Annotated in this window: 16 protein-coding genes; 14 read left to right on the top strand and 2 right to left on the bottom strand. The window is 40.8% G+C overall.

The features are described 5' to 3' along the window. The first annotated feature begins 116 nt into the window (after positions 1-116). Genes rimP through infB form a run of 3 tightly spaced genes read left to right on the top strand, consistent with a single transcriptional unit; the run spans position 117 to position 4,593 of the window. Positions 117-578: a ribosome assembly cofactor RimP gene (gene rimP / locus NE848_RS05240; RefSeq protein ID WP_252111172.1), complete on the top strand. Its 462-nt coding sequence runs from the start codon at positions 117-119 to the stop codon at positions 576-578. Positions 579-590: 12 nt separating this feature from the next. Beyond that, a complete protein-coding gene (gene nusA / locus NE848_RS05245; protein ID WP_252111173.1) occupies positions 591-1,823 on the top strand; it encodes a transcription termination factor NusA in 1,233 nt (410 codons plus the stop codon). A 52-nt stretch (positions 1,824-1,875) separates the two neighbouring features. Then, complete coding sequence (gene infB / locus NE848_RS05250) at positions 1,876-4,593, top strand: translation initiation factor IF-2 (protein WP_252111174.1); 2,718 nt, start codon at positions 1,876-1,878, stop codon at positions 4,591-4,593. Positions 4,594-4,711: 118 nt separating this feature from the next. Here the strand turns inward: infB and NE848_RS05255 are convergent, their stop codons facing one another. Continuing rightward, on the bottom strand, positions 4,712-5,101 hold the full coding sequence (locus NE848_RS05255; RefSeq protein ID WP_252111175.1) for an SPOR domain-containing protein: 390 nt from the start codon (positions 5,099-5,101) through the stop codon (positions 4,712-4,714). Between the two features lie 225 nt (positions 5,102-5,326). Between NE848_RS05255 and NE848_RS05260 the strand changes: the two genes are divergently transcribed. From NE848_RS05260 to NE848_RS05295, 8 genes are read left to right on the top strand one after another with little or no spacing between them, the layout of a single operon-like run. Continuing rightward, positions 5,327-6,688: a c-type cytochrome gene (locus NE848_RS05260; RefSeq protein ID WP_252111176.1), complete on the top strand. Its 1,362-nt coding sequence runs from the start codon at positions 5,327-5,329 to the stop codon at positions 6,686-6,688. 48 nt (positions 6,689-6,736) lie between these two features. Beyond that, positions 6,737-9,793 carry a TAT-variant-translocated molybdopterin oxidoreductase gene (locus NE848_RS05265; RefSeq protein ID WP_252111177.1) on the top strand — a complete coding sequence of 1,019 codons (3,057 nt, stop codon included), beginning with the start codon at positions 6,737-6,739 and terminating at the stop codon, positions 9,791-9,793. Positions 9,794-9,828: 35 nt separating this feature from the next. Continuing rightward, positions 9,829-11,643 carry an NrfD/PsrC family molybdoenzyme membrane anchor subunit gene (gene nrfD / locus NE848_RS05270; protein WP_252111178.1) on the top strand — a complete coding sequence of 605 codons (1,815 nt, stop codon included), beginning with the start codon at positions 9,829-9,831 and terminating at the stop codon, positions 11,641-11,643. A gap of 5 nt (positions 11,644-11,648) precedes the next feature. After that, positions 11,649-12,176 carry a DUF3341 domain-containing protein gene (locus NE848_RS05275; protein ID WP_252111179.1) on the top strand — a complete coding sequence of 176 codons (528 nt, stop codon included), beginning with the start codon at positions 11,649-11,651 and terminating at the stop codon, positions 12,174-12,176. 5 nt (positions 12,177-12,181) lie between these two features. Further along, positions 12,182-12,895, top strand: coding sequence for a c-type cytochrome (locus NE848_RS05280; protein ID WP_252111180.1), 714 nt, complete (start codon positions 12,182-12,184; stop codon positions 12,893-12,895). An 18-nt stretch (positions 12,896-12,913) separates the two neighbouring features. Next, the gene (locus tag NE848_RS05285; protein ID WP_252111181.1) at positions 12,914-14,299 is read left to right on the top strand and encodes a quinol:cytochrome C oxidoreductase; all 1,386 of its coding nucleotides are present in this window, start codon (positions 12,914-12,916) and stop codon (positions 14,297-14,299) included. A gap of 32 nt (positions 14,300-14,331) precedes the next feature. Beyond that, positions 14,332-15,525: a cytochrome c oxidase subunit II gene (locus NE848_RS05290; RefSeq protein WP_252111182.1), complete on the top strand. Its 1,194-nt coding sequence runs from the start codon at positions 14,332-14,334 to the stop codon at positions 15,523-15,525. Positions 15,526-15,548: 23 nt separating this feature from the next. Beyond that, the gene (locus NE848_RS05295) at positions 15,549-17,369 is read left to right on the top strand and encodes a cytochrome c oxidase subunit I (protein ID WP_252111183.1); all 1,821 of its coding nucleotides are present in this window, start codon (positions 15,549-15,551) and stop codon (positions 17,367-17,369) included. A gap of 64 nt (positions 17,370-17,433) precedes the next feature. On the opposite strand, the gene NE848_RS05300 is transcribed toward NE848_RS05295, so the two are convergent. Then, complete coding sequence (locus tag NE848_RS05300) at positions 17,434-19,623, bottom strand: DUF5916 domain-containing protein (protein ID WP_252111184.1); 2,190 nt, start codon at positions 19,621-19,623, stop codon at positions 17,434-17,436. Between the two features lie 110 nt (positions 19,624-19,733). On the opposite strand from NE848_RS05300, the gene ruvB reads away from it, so the two are divergent. From ruvB to NE848_RS05315, 3 genes are all read left to right on the top strand, one after another. Beyond that, complete coding sequence (gene ruvB, locus NE848_RS05305) at positions 19,734-20,762, top strand: Holliday junction branch migration DNA helicase RuvB (protein WP_252111185.1); 1,029 nt, start codon at positions 19,734-19,736, stop codon at positions 20,760-20,762. 65 nt (positions 20,763-20,827) lie between these two features. Next, positions 20,828-22,165 carry a cytochrome P450 gene (locus tag NE848_RS05310; RefSeq protein WP_252111186.1) on the top strand — a complete coding sequence of 446 codons (1,338 nt, stop codon included), beginning with the start codon at positions 20,828-20,830 and terminating at the stop codon, positions 22,163-22,165. A 143-nt stretch (positions 22,166-22,308) separates the two neighbouring features. Continuing rightward, positions 22,309-23,184: an AraC family transcriptional regulator gene (locus NE848_RS05315; protein ID WP_252111187.1), complete on the top strand. Its 876-nt coding sequence runs from the start codon at positions 22,309-22,311 to the stop codon at positions 23,182-23,184. Positions 23,185-23,199 lie beyond the last annotated feature (15 nt).

The following is a 23,199-nucleotide window of genomic DNA, read 5'->3' on the forward strand; positions in this document are numbered from 1 at the left end:
AAAGAATATTTCATTTATTATCACGTTTTTATACTTGGAAATAATTGCTATATTTGCAGCGTTGAAACTAAAAAAAGTGCAGCGAGGGGACATAAGTCCCCTCTTTTTATAAACATATGCTGAAGGAGAAGGTAGAAAAGTTAGCACAGAAGGTCTTTGAAGAAAATAATTCCTTATTTTTAATAAGCCTTGAAGTGAACTCCGCGAACCATATAAAGGTTGTAATAGACGGGGATGAAGGAGTTTCAGTAAATGACTGTATAAAGGTAAGTCGTGCTATAGAGCATAACCTCGACAGGGATGAAGAAGACTTTTCCCTGGAGGTAACTTCGGCGGGAGTCTCAGAACCTCTTTTAATGCCGAGACAATACAAAAAAAACTTAGGCAGGAAGTTGAAGGTGAAAACCGCGGATGACAAGTTCGAAGGAGATCTTGTGGCTGCCGATGAAAACGAAATAAAGCTTTCCTGGAAGGCAAGAGAACCAAAACCGGTAGGTAAAGGAAAAGTTACAGTGCAGAAAGAGGTGGTTTTGCCTTATTCTGATATTGTGGAAGCAAAAGTTAAAATAACATTTTAATCACAAATTGATATGGAAAATATCGCGTTGATTGAGTCATTCTCAGAGTTTAAAGATGATAAGCTCATAGATCGTGTAACCTTAATGGCGATTTTGGAGGATGTTTTTAGAAATGCTTTAAAGAAAAAGTATGGAGAAGACGATAATTTTGATATTATTGTAAACCCTGATAAAGGGGATCTTGAAATTTGGAGAAACAGAGTGGTGGTAGCCGATGGTGAAGTAGAAGATCCTAACAGGGAGATATCTCTTACTCAGGCCAGAAAGATCGAGCCTGATTTTGAGGTTGGAGAGGATGTTTCTGAAGAAGTGAAGCTTGCCGATCTTGGACGAAGAGCGATTCTGGCGTTGCGTCAAAATCTGATCTCCAAGATCCATGAGCATGACAACACGAATATTTACAAGCAGTTCAAAGATCTTGAAGGAGAGATATATACTGCAGAAGTTCATCATATAAGGCACAGAGCCATTATTCTTCTTGATGATGAAGGAAATGAGATAGTGCTTCCTAAAGACCGCCAGATTCCATCAGATTTCTTCCGTAAGGGAGAGAATGTAAGAGGAATCATCGAAAGCGTGGAACTAAAAGGTAATAAGCCTACGATCATTATGTCCAGGACTGCTCCAGGTTTCCTTGAGAAATTATTTGAACAGGAAATCCCGGAAGTATTTGATGGATTGATCACGATTAAGAAAGTTGTACGTGTTCCTGGCGAAAAAGCCAAGGTAGCTGTTGATTCTTATGACGACAGGATAGATCCGGTTGGAGCATGTGTTGGTATGAAAGGTTCCAGGATTCACAGTATTGTACGTGAATTAGGGAATGAAAATATCGATGTGATAAACTTCACCAATAATGATCAGTTATTCATCACAAGGGCATTGAGTCCTGCTAAGATAACTTCCATCAAGATGGATGAAGAAAATAAAACCGCCGAGGTTATGCTGAAGCCTGAAGAGGTTTCAAAAGCGATTGGTCGTGGCGGCCACAATATTCGACTTGCAGGTCAGTTGACCGGTTATGAGATCGATGTGTATCGTGAAGGGGTAGAGGAAGATGTTGAATTGAAAGAGTTTACAGACGAAATTGAAGATTGGGTGATCGCCGAATTTTCAAAGATTGGTCTGGATACCGCTAAGGCAGTACTGGAGCAGGATGTTGATGATCTTGTTCGCCGTACAGACCTGGAGGAGGAAACCATCAAAGATGTGATGGCTGTTCTCCGTTCAGAATTTGAAGAATAATATTTTTTTATAACGAAGAATACATTAAAAGAGGTAATTTAGAGGGCAATTTATGGCAGAAGCGAAAACAATGCGATTAAATAAAGTTCTACGTGAGTTTAATATCTCGTTAGACAGGGCTGTGGAATATCTTAATTCCAAGGGCTACGAGATAGACGCACGTCCAACTACCAAAATCTCGGGAGAAATCTACGAGGTGCTTTCTGACGAGTTCCAAACCGACAAGAGTAAAAAGGTAGCTTCCAAAGAAGTAGGGGAAGAAAGGAAGAAAGAGAAGGAGGAGCTACGTAAGGAAATTGAGGAAAAGCGTAAGGCTGAAGAGGAGAAAAAAGAGAAGGATGAAGAAGTTGTTTCCAGCCGGGCTAAACTCGAAGGTCCTAAGACTGTGGGTAAAATAGACCTGGATAAAAAGCCGGGTGAAGAGCCTAAAAAAGAGGAAGAAGAAGCCCCTAAAGAGGAATCTAAAGCTCCAGCTGAAGAACCTGTCAAAGAAGCTGAAGCCCCTAAAGAGCCTGAAAAACCAGCTGCAAAAGCAGAGAAAGAAGAAGTAAAAGAAGAGAAGAAGTCTGAGCCTAAGAAGGAAGAAGCTAAAGAGGAGCCTAAAGAAGAGGAATCCAGTACGATTGAAACAAAGTACACTAAGCTTAGCGGTCCTAACTTCACTGGTAAAAAAATTGATCTTTCACAATTCAAGAAACCTGTTAAGAAGAAGGATGAGAAGAAGTCCTCTTCAGATGATGATAAGAAAGATAAGCGTAAAAAACGCCGTCGTCGCATCAGTAAAGATGTAAAAGGCGGAGGAGGTCAAGGACCTGGTAAAAGAGGTGGACGCAAAAGAGGTAAGCCGATCGCTAAAGAAGAGCCTACCGAAGAAGAAGTACAAAAGCAGGTTCGCGAGACTCTTGAAAAACTTCAGGGTAAATCAAGTAAAGGTAAAGGAGCTAAATACCGTAGAGAGAAAAGAGACCAGCACCGTCAGAAATCTGAGCAGGATCTTGCGCAGCAGGAATCTGAAGAAAAGGTATTGAAGGTAACCGAATTCGTTACCGTAAGTGAGGTGGCGACCATGATGGATGTTTCGGTAACCAAAGTTATATCCGCATGTATGTCACTTGGAATGATGGTGACCATGAATCAGCGTCTTGATGCTGAGACATTAAGTATAGTTGCTGAAGAATTTGGATACGAAGTAGAATTTACAACCGCCGATGTTGAAGAAACGGTTGAAGAGGTAGAAGAGGATCCGGAGGATCTTGAGCCAAGAGCTCCAATCGTAACTGTAATGGGTCACGTTGACCATGGTAAGACATCCTTGCTGGATTATATCCGTCAGGAAAATGTGATCGCCGGTGAAAGTGGTGGTATTACCCAGCACATCGGCGCTTACGGAGTTAAGCTTGAGAACGGACAAAAAATTACATTCCTGGATACGCCGGGTCACGAGGCCTTTACGGCGATGCGTGCTCGTGGTGCTCAGGTTACCGATATTGCGATCATTGTGATTGCGGCAGATGATGATGTGATGCCTCAAACAAAAGAGGCGATCTCTCACGCACAGGCTGCAGGTGTTCCTATCGTATTTGCGATCAATAAATCTGATCTTCCTACAGCAAATCCTGAAAAGATCAAGGAAAAACTGGCCAATATGAATTTACTGGTTGAAGATTGGGGTGGTAAGATACAGTCTCACGATATTTCGGCCAAGACAGGCCAGGGTGTGAAGGAATTGCTGGAGAAAGTTCTTCTGGAAGCAGAGATCCTTGAACTACAGGCTAATCCTGATAAACTTTCTAAAGGTACAGTAGTGGAGGCCTTCCTTGATAAGGGGCGTGGTTATGTAGCTACAATCCTTGTTCAGTCGGGTACTTTAAAAGTTGGGGACTATGTTCTTGCTGGTCGTCATAGTGGTAAGGTTAAAGCCATGCATGATGAACGCGGTAATGAAGTTAAAGAAGCTGGTCCTTCAACTCCTGTTTCGATACTTGGCCTTGATGGTGCACCACAGGCTGGTGATACTTTCAAAGTAATGGAAGATGAACGTGAAGCCAAGGAAATTGCTGCCAGACGTACTCAATTGCAACGTGAACAGAATGTAAGGACTCAGCGCCATATTACTCTTGATGAAATTGGTAGACGTATCGCCCTTGGAGACTTTAAAGAGTTGAACATTATTCTTAAAGGTGATGTGGATGGTTCTGTGGAGGCGCTTACCGATAGTTTCCAGAAACTTTCTACTGAAGAGATCCAGGTGAATATTATACACAAAGGTGTGGGTGCTATTACTGAAAGTGATGTGTTGCTTGCTTCAGCTTCCGATGCGATCATTATAGGATTTAATGTTCGTCCTGCGGGTAACGCAAGATCGGTAGCCGATAAAGAAGAGATAGATATCAGAACATACTCTATTATCTACGATGCTATTAATGATCTTAAAGATGCGATGGAAGGAATGCTTTCTCCGGAGCTTAAGGAAGAGATTACCGGTACTGCGGAGATCAGAGAGACATTCAAGATATCTAAGATTGGGACCATCGCTGGATGTATGGTAACTTCAGGAACAATTTATAGAAATGCTGGAGTTCGTTTGATTAGAGATGGTGTCGTAATATATACTGGAGAACTTGCTTCATTGAAACGTTTTAAAGATGATGTGAAAGAGGTGAAGAAAGGTTACGATTGCGGTATGCAGATCAAGAACTACAATGATATCAAAGAAGGAGATGTTATTGAAGCCTTTAGAGAGGTAGAGGTTAAAAAGACTCTTAAGTAATAGAGTTGAAAATATCATAAAAAAAAGCGGCTGGAATCAGCCGCTTTTTTGGTTTTTAGGCTAAACCTCACAGGTTTTCAAAACCTTTGAGGTTTTTTGTTTACTTGTGAGGTCTGTTTTATTTACGTTGAGGTTTTGGAATAAAGGCAGCAGGAAAATTGTCTTTTATTTTCAATAGTGCCCTGTCTGCTTCCAGGCGATTCCTGAAATTGCCCACCCATACCTTATAATTAGGGGCTTCATAGGTGATCTGAGAAGGGTAAGAATATAGGCTTCTGTACTTTTGTATCACTTCATTCGCTTCTCCATTATCACCATAAAATAACTGAATTACATAACGATCACCTATGCGGTTATTTTTATTGAGTTCTTTCTTGACTTCCATCAGCTTGTCTATTTTTTCACTTTGCTGTATGTTCACCGATGCCTGCTGGGCTTCTGATTCTGTAGTGAAAAAGAAAGCAATTGCTGTGAGTATAATTAGATGCGAAAATTTCAGGTTTCTCATGTGTTTCAGCTTTTTGACAAATGTAAAATTAAATAACTTAAACGTGTGCTAATTTATTATTTAGAACTAATATAAATTATGGATTAACACTTATGTAACATTCCTAAAATCCACCAGAAGTATTACTTTTGTGCACGAATTTAAAGGTACCTTTTTAGGTTTTTAGCCCTAAAATACTGAGTGTAAAAACCGTACCAAAGTTTAGACGTTAATCGAACTTACAATATGAAAAAGGTGATTTACCGCCATTCAACTTCGCGACAACTACTCTTTAGCGTAGCATTTTTATTTTCATTTACATTCTTTGGCTTTGCTCAGAATGATGCTTCTCAGGATACCACTGCTGCCGATCAGTCGGGAGTCGAGGCGTCTGCTGAACAGTCTTCTGCAGGTTCCGATTTAGGGGATCCTGCTGCTGGTAAGGAATTGTTTAATTCTTTGTGTGCGGCATGTCATAAGCCATACTCAGAATCTATCGGGCCGGCTTTGCACGGTGTGACAGATAGGCGGGATATGGAGTGGATCCAGTCCTGGATTTCTAATTCGGCTGCTATGATCTCCTCTGGTGATCAGGAGGCAGTAGCTATCTATGAAGAATATAATCAAACTGCGATGCCTGCATTTCCGCAGCTTAGCAATGAGGATATAGGAAATATTCTTGCCTATGTTGAGCAGCCTAAGCCTGAGCCAAAAGCTGCGGCTACTGGAGCTGCTGGTGATGCTGGTTCTCAAGGTGGAGGTGGAGGAATTTCAGTGAATGTGATTCTTGGAATTCTGCTTTTCGTGCTTGTGGTGTTGTTGATTGTATTGTTCCTTGTGAATAAGACACTGAGGAATTTTGCTGATGCTTCAGGAATAGTTATTCCTGAAAAACCAAAGAGAAAACCTATCTGGAAATCATTTGTAGAAAACCAATTCCTTTTGCTTGTTAGTTCTATTATAGTGCTGCTTGCTGTTGGTTACTTTGCCTATGGGTGGATGATGCAGGTTGGTGTAGATCAGGGGTATCAGCCAATCCAGCCAATCCATTATTCTCACAGGATACATGCGGGTGATAATCAGATAGAGTGTAAATACTGTCACTCTTCTGCCAGAACCTCCAAGCATTCGGGTATACCGTCGCTTAACGTTTGTATGAACTGTCATAAGGCTATTTCTGAAGTAGCTCCTGAAACAGCTACCGAAGAATACTCTAAAGAATTTTATGATAAGGAAATTGCCAAGCTGTATGATGCGGCTGGGTGGGATCCTGCTACCAGAACCTATTCAGGTGAAGAGAAACCTGTAAAGTGGGTTCGTATTCATAATCTTCCGGATCTTGCTTATTTTAATCACTCTCAGCACGTAAGTGTTGCGGGTATCCAGTGTCAGGAATGTCATGGGCCTATCCAGGAGATGGAGATAGTGTATCAAAATGCTCCGCTAACAATGGGTTGGTGTATTAACTGTCACCGTGAAACCAATATCAGGATCGAGGGTAATGAGTATTACGAGAAGATCCACGAAGAGTTGTCTAAAAAATATGGTGTAGAAGAGCTTACTGCCGCTCAGATGGGTGGAATTGAATGTGGTAAGTGTCACTACTAAAATCCTGAAATTCAGGTTTAATTTAAGAAGCTAATATCTAGATATAATATGTCATCAAACAAGAAATACTGGAAAAGTGTTGAAGAGCTAAAAGAAAACAGCTCTGTTGTTGAGACGCTCCAACAAAAGGAATTTACCGAGGAGATCCCGGTGGATGAGTTTCTTGGGGATAAATCTTCTCTTGAGTCTTCAAAGACTTCCAGAAGGGATTTTCTTAAGTATGTTGGATTCAGTACAGCAGCGGCATCACTGGCTGCCTGCGAAGGCCCCGTGACAAAGTCTATCCCTTACGTGGTACAGCCCGAGAGGATTGTTCCTGGAGTTGCTAACTTTTATGCATCTACAATTGCTGATGGATTTGACTTTGCAAGCGTTTTAGTAAAAACTCGTGAGGGTCGACCAATTAAAATTGAGAATAATGATCTTTCGAAGTTCAAGGGCGGTGTTAATGCACGTGTTCATGCTTCGGTTCTTTCATTATATGATACAAAAAGGGTGAAACGCCCAATGATTGAAGGAAGGAATGTTTCCTGGGAAGAATTCGATCGCGAGGTAAGAGCTGCTCTTGAGAATGCAAACGGAGAGATCGTTCTTCTTACTCAAACTTTCGCCAGTCCTTCAACTTCTAAACTTATTCAGGAGTTTTCTTCTAAATATGGCAATGTTCGTCACGTGGTATATGATTCAGTTTCTGAAGATGCCGCGCTAAATGCATTTCAGTCAAAATATGGCAGACGTGCATTACCAAACTACGATTTTTCAAAAGCCAAAACCATTGTTGGTGTAGGTGCTGATTTCCTTGCAGACTGGCAGGGAGGTGGATATGACTCTGCTTATGCAAAGACAAGGATTCCTGAGAATGGACAGATGTCTCGTCATATTCAGTTTGAATCTAATATGTCTCTTACTGGTGCGAACGCAGATAAGCGTGTTCCGGTTAAGCCTTCTCAGCAAAAAGCTGTTCTTGCGGCATTGAGAGGATATATTGTTGGAGGTTCTTCTACAAGTGATCTTCCTTCAAATATCGATGACGCGGTTGTGAAAGCTGCTAGTCAACTTAGAGAAGCTGGTAGTGGAGCTGTAGTTGCCTGCGGTATTCCTGATGACGAGGCTCAAACCTGGGCTCTTGAGATCAATGAGGCTCTTGGAAGTCAGGTAATGGATACTTCAAATGCGAGAGTGATTCGTCAGGGTAATTCTGGTGAGGTTGCTCAACTTGTTGAAGATATGAATAATGGAAGTGTTGGCGCTTTGTTGATCGCTGGTCTTAATCCTGTTCATACACTGCCAAACTCAAAAGATTTTGTAGAAGGTCTTAAGCAGGTTGAAACTGTGGTTGATTTCACTACAAGAACCGATGAGACTTCAAAATTAAGTAAATATGTAGCTGCTACTCCGCATTACCTGGAGAGCTGGGGGGATATTCAGTTTAGCGAGAAATCTTTCAGCTTAATGCAGCCAACGATAAGACCTTTGTTTGATACAAGACAATTCCAGGATACACTCCTGAAATGGTCTGATAACAGCAAATCTTATTATGAATATATCAAAGAGACCTGGTCAGGTGGATTAGGTGATAGAAACTGGAGTGAAGTTCTTCACGATGGTGTGTTTGAAGCTTCATCTCCTGTGGAGGTTGCTTCATCTTCAAGCTCTTCGTCTGTTTCATTTAATATGGATGAAATGGAAGGCGATGGCTTTGAACTTACTCTTTATACAAATACTGCTCTGGGTGATGGTCAGCAGGCCAATAACCCATGGCTTCAGGAATTACCTGATCCATTGACGAGAGCCAGTTGGGACAACTATATCACGGTTTCTAAGGCGGATGCCGAAGAGCTTGAACTGGAAAATGAGCACGTTGCCAATGGAGGGCTTAACGGTAGTTATGTGAATCTTACTGTTGGTGATGCTGTTGTTCAAAACGTACCTGTTTATATTATGCCGGGTCAGGCAAAAGGATCTGTTGGTCTTGCGCTTGGGTATGGTAGAAAAGCGGGCATCCAGGAAGAAATGCAAACAGGGGTGAATGCTTATCCTTTGTATAAGAACTTTAGTTCTGTGCAAAAGGTTAAGATTGAAAAAGCTCCAGGAATGCATGAGTTTGCATGTGTGCAGTTGCACAATACTTTAATGGGTAGGGGTGATATCATCAAGGAAACCACTCTGGAGATTTTTAATACTAAAGATGCTCATGTGTGGAATGAAACTCCTGAAGTTTCCCTTAACCATGTTGAGACTCCTGTGACTTCGCCAGAAGTTGATATTTGGGAGAGCTTTGACAGGTCTACAGGGCCTCACTTCAACCTGAGTATAGATCTTAATGCCTGTACTGGTTGTGGTGCCTGTGTGATCGCATGTCATTCTGAAAATAACGTTCCTGTTGTAGGTAGAGAAGAGGTGAGAAAGTCAAGAGATATGCACTGGTTGCGTATAGACCGTTATTTCTCTTCTGAAGATACCTTTACAGGAGACCTTGAGAAAAAAGAAAATATTGGTGGCCTTGGAAGTTCGCTTTCAGAATTTGGTGAGCTTGAGCAGCCAGCAGATAATCCTCAGGTTGTGTTTCAGCCTGTAATGTGTCAGCATTGTAACCATGCTCCTTGTGAGACTGTCTGTCCTGTTGCTGCAACTTCTCATGGTAGACAGGGTCAGAACCAAATGATCTATAACCGTTGTGTAGGTACAAGATATTGTGCTAACAACTGTCCTTATAAAGTTCGTCGTTTCAACTGGTTCACTTATGCCAGAAATGATGAATTCGATTACCATATGAACAATGACCTTGGTAGAATGGTACTTAATCCTGATGTTACGGTACGTGCGAGAGGGGTTATGGAGAAATGTTCAATGTGTATCCAGAAAACTCAGAAGACCATCCTTGATGCGAAGCGTGAAGGCAGGACAATTAAAGATGGAGAATTCCATACTGCATGTTCTGCGGCTTGTGATAAGGGAGCAATGGTATTTGGAGATGTGAACGATGAGGACGCAAAAATTGTAGAAAAGAAAAATGATGACAGGATGTATCATCTGCTTGAGTATGTAGGTACAAAACCTAATGTGATGTACCAGACAAAAGTTAGAAATACAACCGAAGCTTAAATAAACGAATAACTAAGAATCAATCAGATAAGGATATGTCTCATTACGAAGCACCTATACGAAAGCCTTTAGTTACCGGGAGCAAAAGCTATCACGATGTGACAGTTGATGTTGCTGCTCCGGTTGAGGGAAGGGCAAATAAATCATGGTGGATAGTCTTTGGTATCTCCCTTGTTGCCTTCCTTTGGGGTGTAGGATGTATAGTTTACACGATTTCTACAGGTATTGGTACCTGGGGATTAAATAAAACAGTAGGCTGGGCCTGGGATATCACCAACTTTGTGTGGTGGGTAGGTATTGGTCACGCCGGTACACTTATTTCGGCGGTATTATTGCTGTTCCGTCAAAAATGGAGAATGGCCATTAACAGGTCTGCAGAGGCGATGACGATCTTCTCGGTTATGCAGGCGGGTCTGTTCCCTTTAATTCACATGGGGCGTCCATGGTTGGCTTACTGGGTACTGCCTATTCCAAACCAGTTTGGATCACTTTGGGTGAACTTTAACTCACCACTTCTATGGGATGTATTTGCGATCTCTACTTATCTTTCGGTTTCACTGGTATTCTGGTGGACGGGGTTGCTTCCGGATTTCGCGATGATCCGTGACAGGGCGATTACACCTTTTACAAAAAGAGTTTATAGCATACTTTCATTTGGATGGAGTGGACGTGCCAAAGACTGGCAGCGTTTTGAAGAAGTTTCACTGGTATTGGCCGGTTTGGCGACACCACTGGTACTTTCTGTACACACCATCGTATCTTTTGACTTCGCAACTTCGGTAATTCCGGGATGGCATACTACCATTTTCCCTCCTTACTTCGTTGCGGGAGCTATCTTCTCTGGATTTGCAATGGTAAACACACTGCTTATCATTATGAGAAAGGTTTCAAATCTTGAAGATTATATCACTATTCAGCATATAGAATTGATGAACATCGTTATCATGATCACCGGTTCTATTGTTGGTACAGCATATATTACCGAGCTTGTTATCGCATGGTATTCTGGTGTTGAATACGAGCAGTACGCTTTCCTTAACAGGGCTACAGGGCCTTACTGGTGGGCATACTGGAGTATGATGACCTGTAATGTATTCTCTCCACAGTTCATGTGGTTCAAGAAACTGCGTACAAGTATCATGTTCTCTTTCTTTATTTCGATTGTTGTAAACATCGGGATGTGGTTTGAGCGTTTCGTAATTATCGTGACTTCTTTGCACCGTGATTACCTTCCGTCTTCTTGGACCATGTTCTCTCCAACTTTCGTGGATATAGGTATCTTTATTGGAACCATCGGATTCTTCTTTGTATTGTTCCTTTTATATGCCCGCTCTTTCCCGGTGATCGCTCAGGCAGAGGTTAAAACAATATTGAAGTCTTCTGGAGAGAAGTATAAGAAGCTTAGGGAGAAGCATGGTGATGAAGTAGTGTATCATGAGCACGAGACCTATGGTAAAAATCCTGCTAGAAATGTAGAGGAAGGTATCCATAATAAGATTGAAGACACCGAGCATGAGAAAACGGTAGAAGCCGATCATAAGCATGAAGATACAGTGAATGTGGATGGAGTCGTGATTTCTGAAGTTATGAAAGACCGTATAGATGAAATGCTTGAGCGAATTGGTACTTACGATCCTAAAACACAGGAAGCAGATGATCTTACCAAACTTAAGAACGTTGGGCCGTTGCTTCAGCAACACCTTCACCAGGTTGGAATTTATCTGTACGATCAGGTTAGCAAACTAAAAGAAGAGGATTTTGAATTGCTTGATGAAGTTATCGAGAACTTCCCTATCCAAGAGAACAGGGAAGGCTGGGTTGCGCAGGCAAACAAACTAAAAAATAAATAATCAGGATGGCATCTAAAGTTTTACACGCTATTTACAGAGATGACGATCTGCTTTTACAGGCTGTAAAGCAGATTCGTGAAGCACGCTATCATATTGGTGAGATCTATTGTCCATTCCCGGTTCATGGGCTGGATAAGGCCATGGGACTTGCGCCAACAAGAATTGCCATCACCTCCTTTCTGTACGGATTGGTTGGATTAGCTGTAGCGATTGCTATGATGAATTTTATCATGATTGAAGACTGGCCACAGGATATTGGTGGTAAGCCGAGTTTCAGTTTCTTTCAGAACATGCCGGCGTTTGTGCCAATTATGTTCGAATTAACCGTTTTCTTTGCGGCTCACCTTATGGTAATTACCTTCTATATGAGAAGTAAGCTTTGGCCTTTTAAAAAAGCTGAGAACCCTGATGTAAGAACTACAGACGATATGTTCCTTATGGAAGTGGATGCTGCCAATCATGATGTTGATGACCTTACAAAGTTCCTTTACGATACAGGTGCATCTGAAATTAAATTAATAGATAATAAATAGTGATAATGAGAAGTTTGTTCCATAAAACTATAGCATTGTTTCTTTTGGGATTTACCGTTTTGTCCTGTCAGGACAAGGATGATCCAAACTACCAGTATATGCCTGATATGTATGAACCTATAAGTTATGAGACGTATGGTGAATACAAGGTTTTCGAAAACGGGCAGGAAGCCAAACTTCCGGTAGAAGGAACAATTCCGAGAGGCTGGATGCCTTACGAGTATCAAAATAACGTAGAAAGTGCCGCCGATGCAAAGGCCAATCTCAAGAACCCTTTAGCATACACAGAAGATAACCTCGCCGAAGGAAAAGAACTTTACACTATTTATTGTGCGGTTTGTCACGGTGATAAAGGAGATGGTAAAGGAACACTGGTAGAACGAGAAAAGATACTGGGGGTACCATCATATGATGATGCAGGGAGAGCGATTACTGAAGGTAGTGTATATCACGTAATGTATTATGGTCTTAACAATATGGGGTCGTATGCTGCACAAACCTCCATTGAGGAGCGCTGGCAGATCACTCATTATGTGATGAGTCTGAAGGATGAATTGGAAGGAAAGCCTGCAAGAGAATTCGAGGATGCAGAGACAGCACCATCTAATAAATCAAGGTTGTTGCCTTCCAGAGCAGATGCTGATATCTATCAGGAAAACGATAACGATCAGGAAGAGGATACTCCTGAGACACAGAACCAAAACGAAACTCAAGAATAAAGATTTAGATCTATCGATATGTATACGTTATCCAGTAAATTAAAATTAACGGCGATCATTTTTATGATCGTTGGCGCTATAGGTCTCATTTACGGATTTATCGCTGCACCCGAAACCATAGAAGATGTCAAGGAGATGATGGCTTCTGAGCATCATGGGGAGGAGCATGCAGCAGTAGAACCTTCTGAAATTAATGTTGAACAGCTACCTGGTGAAGGAGTATCAAGGGAACATGCTCAGGAGATACAGGAAGAGCATGCGGCAGAAACCGCCCATGGCGAAGAAGCTTCTCATGAGGATGAGCATTACGAGCATGTTTTGCATCAGCTTCAAAATAAGCCATGGTCTGCTTTATATGTAGCCGCTTTCTTTTTCTTTATGATATCCCTTGGGGTACTTGCGTTCTACGCTATACAGTATGCTGCGCAGGCCGGATGGTCTCCTGTATTGTTCAGGGTAATGGAAGCGATTACCGCTTACCTGTTGCCTGGAGGTATTATAGTATTTGTTCTTTTAATGCTATCAGGATTCCATATTAATCATCTTTTTATATGGATGGATCCTGAGGTTGTTGCTCATGACGAGATAATTCAGGCAAAAACATCTTATCTAAATGTTCCTTTCTTCTTAATAAGAGCAGCTATCTATCTTGGAGGTTGGATCTTATTCAGGCACCTGCTTAGAAAGAACTCTCTAAAGATGGATGATGCTACCGATAATACTTACTTTAAAAAGAACTTTAAGCTTGCTGCGGGATTCCTGGTATTCTTTATTGTAACAGAATCCATGATGTCCTGGGACTGGATCATGAGTTTAGATCCGCACTGGTTCAGTACGCTGTTCGGATGGTTCGTTTTTGCCAGTCTTTTTGTTTCTGGAATTACTACTATAGCGATTATAAGCATATATCTTAAGTCACGGGGATACCTGGAATTCGTGAATGACAGTCACATACATGATCTGGCTAAGTTCATGTTCGGGATAAGCATTTTCTGGACATACCTTTGGTTCTCTCAGTTCATGCTTATCTGGTATTCTAATATTCCTGAAGAAGTTGTGTACTTTATTTCAAGAATGGAAGATTATCCGGTACTTTTCTGGGGTATGCTGGTTACCAATTTTATTTTCCCTGTTCTTCTTTTAATGAACAGCGATTATAAGCGTGTAAACTGGTTTGTGATCATGACAGGGATTGTGATTCTTTGTGGACATTATATAAATGTATTTGTACTTGTAATGCCGGCTACTGTTGGGGAATCATGGTTTATAGGTATTCCTGAGATCAGTGCCGTACTTTTGTTTGCAGGTTTGTTCTTATTCGTAGTTTTCAACGCCCTTACAAAGGCGCCTTTGCTGGTAAAAGGAAACCCTTTTATCAAAGAGAGCAAGCATTACCATTATTAATAAGATTGATTGTTTAAAGAAGATTTTATAAAATGACCGTATTTTTAGTAATAATAGTATTAGCACTTCTGGCCGTAACGGGCTGGCAGATCTCTAAGATCTTTGAATTGTCGAAGAGACCTGATGCTGATACCTCACAGGTAGCTAATGACAAGGATAACAAGTTGAATGGTATCCTCATGTTAGCCTTTGTTATTTTTATTTATGTGATCAGTATTTTCTGCTTCTGGGAATATGGTAGATTCTATCTACCTGAGGCAGCTTCTGAACATGGGTCTGAATATGACACTTTGATGTTCGTTTCTATTGCCCTAATTATGGTAGTTCAGGTGATCACTCAGGGACTTTTGCACTTCTTTGCCTATAAATACAAGGGAGAGAAAACCAAGAAAGCCCTTTTCTATGCCGATAATGATAAACTTGAATTTATCTGGACCATTATTCCTGTTATCGTTCTTGCCGGTCTTATCATCTATGGTCTTTTCACATGGAGTGATATCATGAATGTGAATACTGAAGAAGATCCTATGGTGGTTGAGGTTTATGCATACCAGTTCGCATGGAGAGCGAGATATGCCGGAGAGGATAACACTTTAGGAAAAGCGAATGTTCGTTTCATTGAAGGTGTTAACCAGTTAGGTGTAGATGAATCTGATTCTTACGGGAAAGATGATAAAATTGTGACAGAACTGCACTTGCCGGTAAATAAACCAGTCTTATTTAAGTTCCGTTCTCAGGATGTGCTTCACTCTGCTTATTTCCCATTCTTCAGGGCCCAGATGAACGTGGTGCCTGGAATGATAACTCAATTCAGCTTTACTCCAACCATTACTTCTGAGGAAATGCGTCAGAGTGAATATATGGTAGATAAAGTTAAGAGTGTAAATGAAGTTAGAAATGAAAGAAATCAAGAGCTAGCGGCTCAGGGAGAACCAACCCTGGATTCTTATGAATTCGATTATTTCCTTCTTTGTAATAAAATTTGTGGTCAGGCCCATTACAATATGCAGATGAAGATTGTTGTGGAATCTGAAGAAGACTTTAATGCATGGCTTGAAGAGCAACCTACCTTTGGTAGTGTAATGGCTGATCAGAATAAGGATGCCGGTCAGACTGAAGATAAAGGTGGAAGTGAAGACCCGGCTTCAAAAGAAGAAGGAGAAGATAGTACTAACGAGCAGTCACAGGAGAGTGAAGCGGTGGCTGTAGTAGAAAATAATAATTAAGATTAAGATAAAGAATTAGAGATATGTCAGCAATTGCAAACGCACCGGCACACGATCATCACGACGATCACGGACATCATCATAAAGAGACTTTCATAACGAAGTATATTTTTAGTCAGGATCATAAGATGATTGCCAAGCAATATCTTATTACCGGGCTTATTATGGGGATTATTGGTATCGCGATGTCGGTACTGTTCCGTATACAGCTTGCCTGGCCTGAACAGTCTTTCTGGATCTTTGAAGCCTTATTAGGAAAATGGGCGCCAGATGGTGTAATGACACCAAGTATTTATCTTGCACTTGTTACCATTCACGGTACCATTATGGTATTCTTTGTACTTACTGCAGGTTTAAGTGGTACGTTCAGTAACCTTCTTATTCCACTTCAGATCGGTGCACGTGATATGGCCTCAGGCTTCCTTAACATGGTGTCTTACTGGTTGTTCTTCCTTTCCAGTGTGATCATGTTAAGCTCATTATTTGTTGAAGCTGGTCCGGCATCTGCGGGATGGACAATTTATCCACCGCTTAGTGCATTACCACAGGCTATTGGAGGTTCTGGTACAGGGATGACACTTTGGTTGGTCTCTATGGCTATTTTCATTGCTTCGTCACTATTAGGTTCACTTAACTATATTGTTACTGTAATAAACCTTAGAACAAAGGGAATGTCTATGACGAGACTTCCTCTTACTATCTGGGCATTTTTTGTAACCGCGATTATAGGTGTTGTTTCTTTCCCGGTATTACTTTCTGCTGCGTTACTCCTAATAATGGATCGTAGCTTTGGAACTTCATTCTTCCTTAGTGATATTTTTATCCAGGGAGAGGTATTAAGTCATCAAGGAGGTTCACCGGTATTGTTTGAACACCTTTTCTGGTTCCTTGGTCACCCTGAGGTATATATCGTAATCTTACCTGCTTTGGGTATTACATCAGAGATTATTGCAACTAATTCACGTAAACCTATTTTTGGTTACCGTGCGATGGTAGCTTCGATACTTGCAATTGCGTTCCTTTCAACTATCGTTTGGGGTCACCATATGTTCGTTTCTGGTATGAACCCATTCCTTGGATCGGTATTTACCTTTACAACATTATTGATTGCGATACCTTCAGCAGTAAAAGCATTTAACTATATCACCACTTTGTGGAAGGGTAATCTCCAGATGAACCCGGGGATGTTGTTCTCTATAGGGCTGGTTTCGACTTTTATCACTGGTGGGTTAACGGGTATTATTCTTGGTGATTCAACGCTGGATATTAACGTTCACGATACTTATTTTGTGGTTGCTCACTTCCACCTTGTAATGGGTATCTCTGCACTTTATGGATTATTCGCAGGAGTTTATCACTGGTTCCCGAAAATGTTCGGTAGAATGATGAATAAGAACCTTGGTTATGTTCACTTCTGGGTTACTGCCGTAGGTGCTTACGGAGTTTTCTTCCCAATGCACTTTATCGGGATAGCGGGGCTTCCAAGACGTTATTATACTAATACAAATTTCCCATATTTTGATGATTATGCTGATGTAAATGTGATCATCACCGTGGCTGCAATCATTACCGCAGGCGTTCAGCTGGTTTTCCTATATAACTTCTTTAGCTCTATTTTCTACGGTAAAAAAGCTGTTCAGAATCCATGGAAATCAAATACTCTTGAGTGGACTACTCCTGTTGAACACATGCATGGAAACTGGCCTGGAGCGATTCCTTCAGTTTATCGTTGGGCTTATGATTACTCCAAAACCGATGAGAATGGGGATTATGTGATAAAAGGTCAGGATTTTGTTCCTCAAACCGTTCCTTTACAGGACAAGGAGGAAGAGCTAAATCATTAAGCAAGACCTTAAAATAACAGATATATCTAAAGCCTTTTCCAAACCGGAAGAGGCTTTTTTCATTCTATAAATAGAGCCAGTAATTAAGTTTTAAATTGATACTTCTGTAACGGGGGGCAAAGGAATTATTAGAAAAATAATTGTCATTATATACCAGATAAATATCTGATAATGGCGCAAATCTCCATTGCAGCCTCGAATTGATACCAAAATTGTTCTCTATGTTGCTATACTGTATCAGGGTCGCCCAGAATAGGCTTTTACTGAAGGTAATATCAAATTTGCTTCCTATTAACCAGATATCATTATCTGAATAAGGTTCCGGAAGGTCTACGTGATCATAACGAACTTCCATAGACATAAGGTAATTGGGTTGAAGTCTTAGGTTTAATCTTGCTTCCTGAGTGAATTTTTTACCATTATAGAATTCGCCATAATTGCTTTCCAGTTCATAAAAGAAAATCTTCCGACTATCGCTACCATATTCTAATTCGCCACTGGTATAATGATAATCGGTAGAGGCGGGTAAGGCTATGTCTCCTACTCTGGATGGATCAAATTCAGAAAACAGATAGGTGTATCTGTTAAATGCTCTCGCAGATAGTTTGCTTGTATTGGTAAATTCTGTATCCCAGGCCCCAATAAAATTATAGTCGGTCATCTTATAATCCAGATTTGGTTTCCATATTACCATCGGGATAAAACTAATATTATGCTGTACCATCTTTTCGTTCGTTGGAAAAATCAGGTGTTCTATTTTTGGGTCAATACGAAGAATTCCCTTTCTGGGAATAAAACCGAGATCAGAATTGAAATTTTCTCCTACATAGAATCCGCTCCCCCTAACTCGCCAATTGAAGGAATTGTAATTAAGCCTTAAACCGGTAGAAAAATCATCTTCGGTTAGTCCAGGGCTAAATGATTTATGAAGATACGCGTTCCCTGCCCAGGTATTATCAAGAGTCCCAAGATTATAATCCAGGCCAATAACGCGGTTATATTCATCTTCAGGATTCATTAGATCACTTGAGGTGTTCTGACGGTTAAGAAAGATGGCGCTAATGTTAGAACGTTCGAAAAGGCGATGTTGTAAGGCTATAACCGTATTATTGTTTGCCCCTATATTGAACTCCTCTTTTTCCTTGGTTTGAATATTGAGCAGACCAATCCTGAAATCATTGTTGAGTTTTCCACTTAACCTTGCACCAGCTACTATGTCTATTTGCCTGTTAATTCCAGAGGAATCTCTGGCTATTCCAATTCGCCTTGAAAAGAAAGGGTTAGCCTCTTCCGGATTGCCGAAATCACCAAATAAATCACTGTTTTCAATAAAAAACTGACGTCTTTCCGGTAGATTAACTTCAAAACGTGTAAGATTAGTAACAAGATTATCAGCTTCTACCTGTGAGAAATCAGGATTAAAGGTTAGATCAAGATTCAAACTATTGCCTATACTTAGCTTTGCATCTCCTCCGGCTTTAAAATCATCCAGATCCTTTTCCGTTTCAAAATCCCGACCCAGGGAGCCTGTAACATAAGGAATTAATGAAATAGGAGTTTTAGACCTGCTAAGTGGTTTTTCAAAGATCATATCTCCCATATAAGAGAGGTTGAAAATAAACTGGTTCCTGGGAATCCTGATCCAGGTATTTCTTTCATTACCCTGAGTGTCGAACTGGTAAGAATTGAATCTCCATTTCTTAGTTCCCTCTGTGAACTTAAAAGAACTCATAGGGATGGCCCATTCGCTTATGTAATACTCATCATAAACCTTTGTCTCAGCGGTCCATTTAACATCCCAGCTGGTTGTGAATCCACGTAAACTGGTGCCTCCACCAGATACCAAAGCCTCTCTTCTTACCCCGGCCGGATTTACACCAAAAAGAAACGCATTGGCTCCATCATTGAACGTATCGAACATTAAAGTGATATTGTCACTTCCACCAGCCCGAAAGTCCCTTCTCAGGGAAGGGATCACAAAATCCTGACCTTCGATATAAACCTTAATGCCCACGTATAAATAATTTTCATTATACAACATCTTTATTTCAGACTGGTTTTTAGCCTGCACACTATCTGAAGGGAAATATTGCCAGAAATCCTTAGCTGGTTGTGCTTCATCCCATCCGGGCTCATCCAGAATTCCATCTATTGAAACAGGAGACTTAACATATTTAACTTCAAATTCTTTGTGCTGGGAAAATAAATTCAGAGTGGTAAGAAAAAGGATGCTTGTAATTACAAATCGGTTCATTCGGGGGGTTATCTTATGTCTTAGGTTTTCTAAAAATACTAATTCCTTTTTTCAGTTAGAACATAATTGTTTTTGTTTAAAGCTTATTGGTCAATTTGTATATTTACGAAATGAACGAGAACCTAGATCCATCCGGAGAAAATTTTTCATCTGAGGAGTTTGATATTGAAAGAGCCTTGCGTCCGCTTAGTTTTGATGATTTTGCGGGGCAGGAACAGGTTTTGGAAAATCTACAGGTATTTGTTCAGGCAGCCAATCTAAGAGGAGATGCTCTTGATCATACGCTTTTTCATGGTCCTCCCGGACTGGGGAAGACGACTCTTGCTCATATCCTGGCTAATGAACTTAACGTTGGAATTAAAGTGACCTCCGGCCCTGTCCTGGACAAACCGGGAGATCTTGCAGGTTTGCTTACGAACCTTGAAGAAAGAGATATACTTTTTATTGATGAGATTCATCGCCTGAGTCCTATAGTGGAAGAATATCTTTACTCAGCGATGGAAGATTACCGGATCGATATTATGATCGAAACCGGCCCGAATGCCAGGACAGTTCAGATCAATCTGAATCCTTTTACCCTTATTGGAGCAACCACAAGATCAGGACTGCTTACTTCTCCTATGAGAGCCCGGTTTGGGATCTCCAGCCGCCTGCAGTATTATTCCACAGAGCTGCTTTCAGGCATTGTTGAACGAAGTGCAGATATCTTAAAAGTGCCAATTACCAACGAGGCGGCTATCGAAATTGCCGGGAGGAGTAGGGGAACTCCCAGAATTGCAAACGCTCTTCTAAGAAGGGTTAGGGATTTTGCTCAGATCAAGGGTAATGGAAAGATAGATATGGAAATCGCTAAATTCGGTTTGAAAGCTTTGAATGTTGATGCTCACGGTCTCGATGAAATGGACAATAAGATTCTGGCAACTATCATAGATAAGTTCAAAGGCGGACCCGTTGGGATAACTACCCTGGCTACTGCTGTTAGTGAAAGTGCAGAAACTATAGAAGAAGTATATGAGCCTTTTCTTATCCAACAGGGTTTTATCTATCGCACTCCCAGAGGAAGAGAGGTAACCGAACATGCATACAGACATCTGGGACGTATTAAAGGAAGTTCTCAGGGAGGCCTGTTTGATCAATAAAGTATAAAGACCTCACAGGTTTCTGAAACCTGTACGGTCTCCGTTGCATCAAATATTAAATATAATTGAACCAAGCTAGCCGAAATATACCTACAGTATCCTTACTCAAATTCCTGAGACATTCTACTAATATTGTAAAGAACCCGTTACCTTTTCACCATCGTAATTTTGAAGAAAAAGGGGATACTTTTCGGTTGAATATCGGAATTTCCAGGTCGGTTATTTTTTCGAGAGATGCCGGTATGCTTGAATATGTGCTTCAGAAAAATCAGAAGAATTATATAAAGTCTGAGATCCAGACCAAAGACCTGGCGAAATATGTTGGTAAAGGTCTACTCACCTCAGATGGGGAGCACTGGAGGAAACAGAGAAAGCTTATTCAGCCGGCATTTCATAAAAAGCAACTTGCGAATCTACTCGAAACGATCCGGCAGGCTATACTGACTGAATTTGATAGGATCCAAACCGGTAAGGAAATTGATGTTTTTCCTGTATTCAATGACCTGGCATTTCAAACAGTGGTTAAGTCTCTGTTCAGTAGTGCTGCGAATCAGGAGGAGATAAACCGGCTTCAGTTCATTACCGAGTCTGCGCAAAAAATGCTGGTAAGGGAACTGCGACAGCCTTATTTAAGATGGTGGTTCAGAGTGAGTGGGAAACTTGATAAGTATCTACGCCTGACGGCCGAGTCCAGAGAAATTCTGAAACGTATAGTCAATGAGCGGCGGACATCGCAAAAAAAATATGGAGACCTTTTAGATATGTTGCTGGAGGCTAAATATGATGATGGTAGTTTTATGGATGACGAGCAACTTATCGATGAAATTCTTATTCTTTTTGTAGCTGGTCATGAAACAACTTCCAATGCTCTTACTTTTACCTGTGAACTGCTTGCACTGCATCCGGAATGGCAGGAAAAGATATATAAGGAGGCTATTGAATTATCTGGGAGAGAACTGGGCCTTATGGAGATAGTAACTAATGCCTTTATAACCCAACAGGTCCTTGAAGAAGCCATGAGGCTTTATCCGCCCGCCTATTTCATAGACAGAGTGAATATTGAAGCAGATCAATTTGAAGGGAAGAGATTTGAACCAGGCTCAAGCCTTTTATTCTCCGTCTATGAAGTTCATCGGCATCCTAATCTGTGGGAAAAGCCCGACGAATTCAATCCTGATCGATTCCGGGACGGTGGTAAAAAATTTTCTTCCCAGTATTTTCCTTTTGGCGCTGGACCACGAAAATGCATTGGAAATAATTTTGCCATGTTTGAGATGGTCATAGCCCTCCAGGAACTAATTCTCCGTTACGAGATCCTTCCCATATCCTCCCAAATAGAAATTAAACCCCTGATTACCTTAAAACCTAAGAATGCCATTTTAAAATTAACTGAAAGAGGATAATATTTTTGAGAGGAGGTCTCTGTTATAAATCTGGTTATGATTAAACAAGTGTTAAGTTAATTCTGTAAGTGCTTAACAATCAAATTTTTATATAAATTAGGGTTTCCATGTATTCTTAAATGCAAGGATTTAAAACGGTTAATATGAAAGATCATATCGAACCACCAGGATTAGAAAACCTTAAAGTAACCTATGATTTTGGGCTTCATAAAGTCAACGATCACACTATTCCATATTGCCTTTTGGATATAAAATTTTCTGGCAAGGTCGTTACTCCATTCCCAAGGATAGGTCATCTTGTGGTGAATTTCTATTGTGGGGAGACCTATAAAAACAAATTTCTTAATTATTCAATGTCTCGGGCTGGCTCCAATAGATTGTATATTGCCGGTTTATTCACAGAAGGTTCGCTTCTTATAGAACAGGAAGGTGATTGTAAAGGATACGCCATTAGAATGCATCCTGTGATAGGTTATTATTTTCTCAGGATCCCCATGTGGGAGATTACAAACAGGCAGATAGAGATCACCGGTATTTTAAATGGTAGCATGTGTAGGGATCTTAGAAGTGCACAAAGAAATGAAAGGATCGACACTTTGGAGCATCAGATTCTCGATGAATTTCTAGGGCATTACCTTCCCGAAAAAAAGATGTATATGAATGACCCGATTTATCATGCAGTCAATAAAATAATTCAGTGTAATGGAATTGTTAAAATAAAAGATCTTGCCCGGGAGTATTGTATGAGCCACCGTAATTTCAACAGGAATTTCCTTTTAAAGGTCGGGATTTCAGCGCAAGCATACGCGAAGATATGGCAGATGGAAAATGCCATTAAGCTTATTATGCAAAACCCCGAAGCCAGTTTGACTGAAATAGCTTTTCGGGCCGGTTATTACGACGTTTCTCACCTGGCTCACGATTTTAAGGAGAAAACAGGAGCTTTGCCCACTTCTTTTAGAAGGAATGACAATTCGCTAATAGAAACCTATCTCACTGCCGAAAGTAAAAATCAATAATGGCGAATTCTTACA

The organism is Gramella jeungdoensis (genome assembly GCF_023805255.1).
Lineage (GTDB): Bacteria > Bacteroidota > Bacteroidia > Flavobacteriales > Flavobacteriaceae > Christiangramia > Christiangramia jeungdoensis.

Bases quoted from the DNA above. Each gene is read 5' to 3' on its own strand.
- ruvB (WP_252111185.1), top strand. From the start codon at position 19,734: ATGAACGAGAACCTAGATCCATCCGGAGAAAATTTTTCATCTGAGGAG.
- nrfD (WP_252111178.1), top strand. From the start codon at position 9,829: ATGTCTCATTACGAAGCACCTATACGAAAGCCTTTAGTTACCGGGAGC.
- NE848_RS05300 (WP_252111184.1), bottom strand. From the start codon at position 19,623: ATGAACCGATTTGTAATTACAAGCATCCTTTTTCTTACCACTCTGAAT.
- NE848_RS05260 (WP_252111176.1), top strand. From the start codon at position 5,327: ATGAAAAAGGTGATTTACCGCCATTCAACTTCGCGACAACTACTCTTT.
- NE848_RS05285 (WP_252111181.1), top strand. From the start codon at position 12,914: ATGTATACGTTATCCAGTAAATTAAAATTAACGGCGATCATTTTTATG.
- NE848_RS05275 (WP_252111179.1), top strand. From the start codon at position 11,649: ATGGCATCTAAAGTTTTACACGCTATTTACAGAGATGACGATCTGCTT.
- NE848_RS05265 (WP_252111177.1), top strand. From the start codon at position 6,737: ATGTCATCAAACAAGAAATACTGGAAAAGTGTTGAAGAGCTAAAAGAA.
- NE848_RS05255 (WP_252111175.1), bottom strand. From the start codon at position 5,101: ATGAGAAACCTGAAATTTTCGCATCTAATTATACTCACAGCAATTGCT.
- NE848_RS05280 (WP_252111180.1), top strand. From the start codon at position 12,182: ATGAGAAGTTTGTTCCATAAAACTATAGCATTGTTTCTTTTGGGATTT.
- NE848_RS05295 (WP_252111183.1), top strand. From the start codon at position 15,549: ATGTCAGCAATTGCAAACGCACCGGCACACGATCATCACGACGATCAC.
- infB (WP_252111174.1), top strand. From the start codon at position 1,876: ATGGCAGAAGCGAAAACAATGCGATTAAATAAAGTTCTACGTGAGTTT.
- NE848_RS05315 (WP_252111187.1), top strand. From the start codon at position 22,309: ATGAAAGATCATATCGAACCACCAGGATTAGAAAACCTTAAAGTAACC.
- NE848_RS05290 (WP_252111182.1), top strand. From the start codon at position 14,332: ATGACCGTATTTTTAGTAATAATAGTATTAGCACTTCTGGCCGTAACG.
- nusA (WP_252111173.1), top strand. From the start codon at position 591: ATGGAAAATATCGCGTTGATTGAGTCATTCTCAGAGTTTAAAGATGAT.
- rimP (WP_252111172.1), top strand. From the start codon at position 117: ATGCTGAAGGAGAAGGTAGAAAAGTTAGCACAGAAGGTCTTTGAAGAA.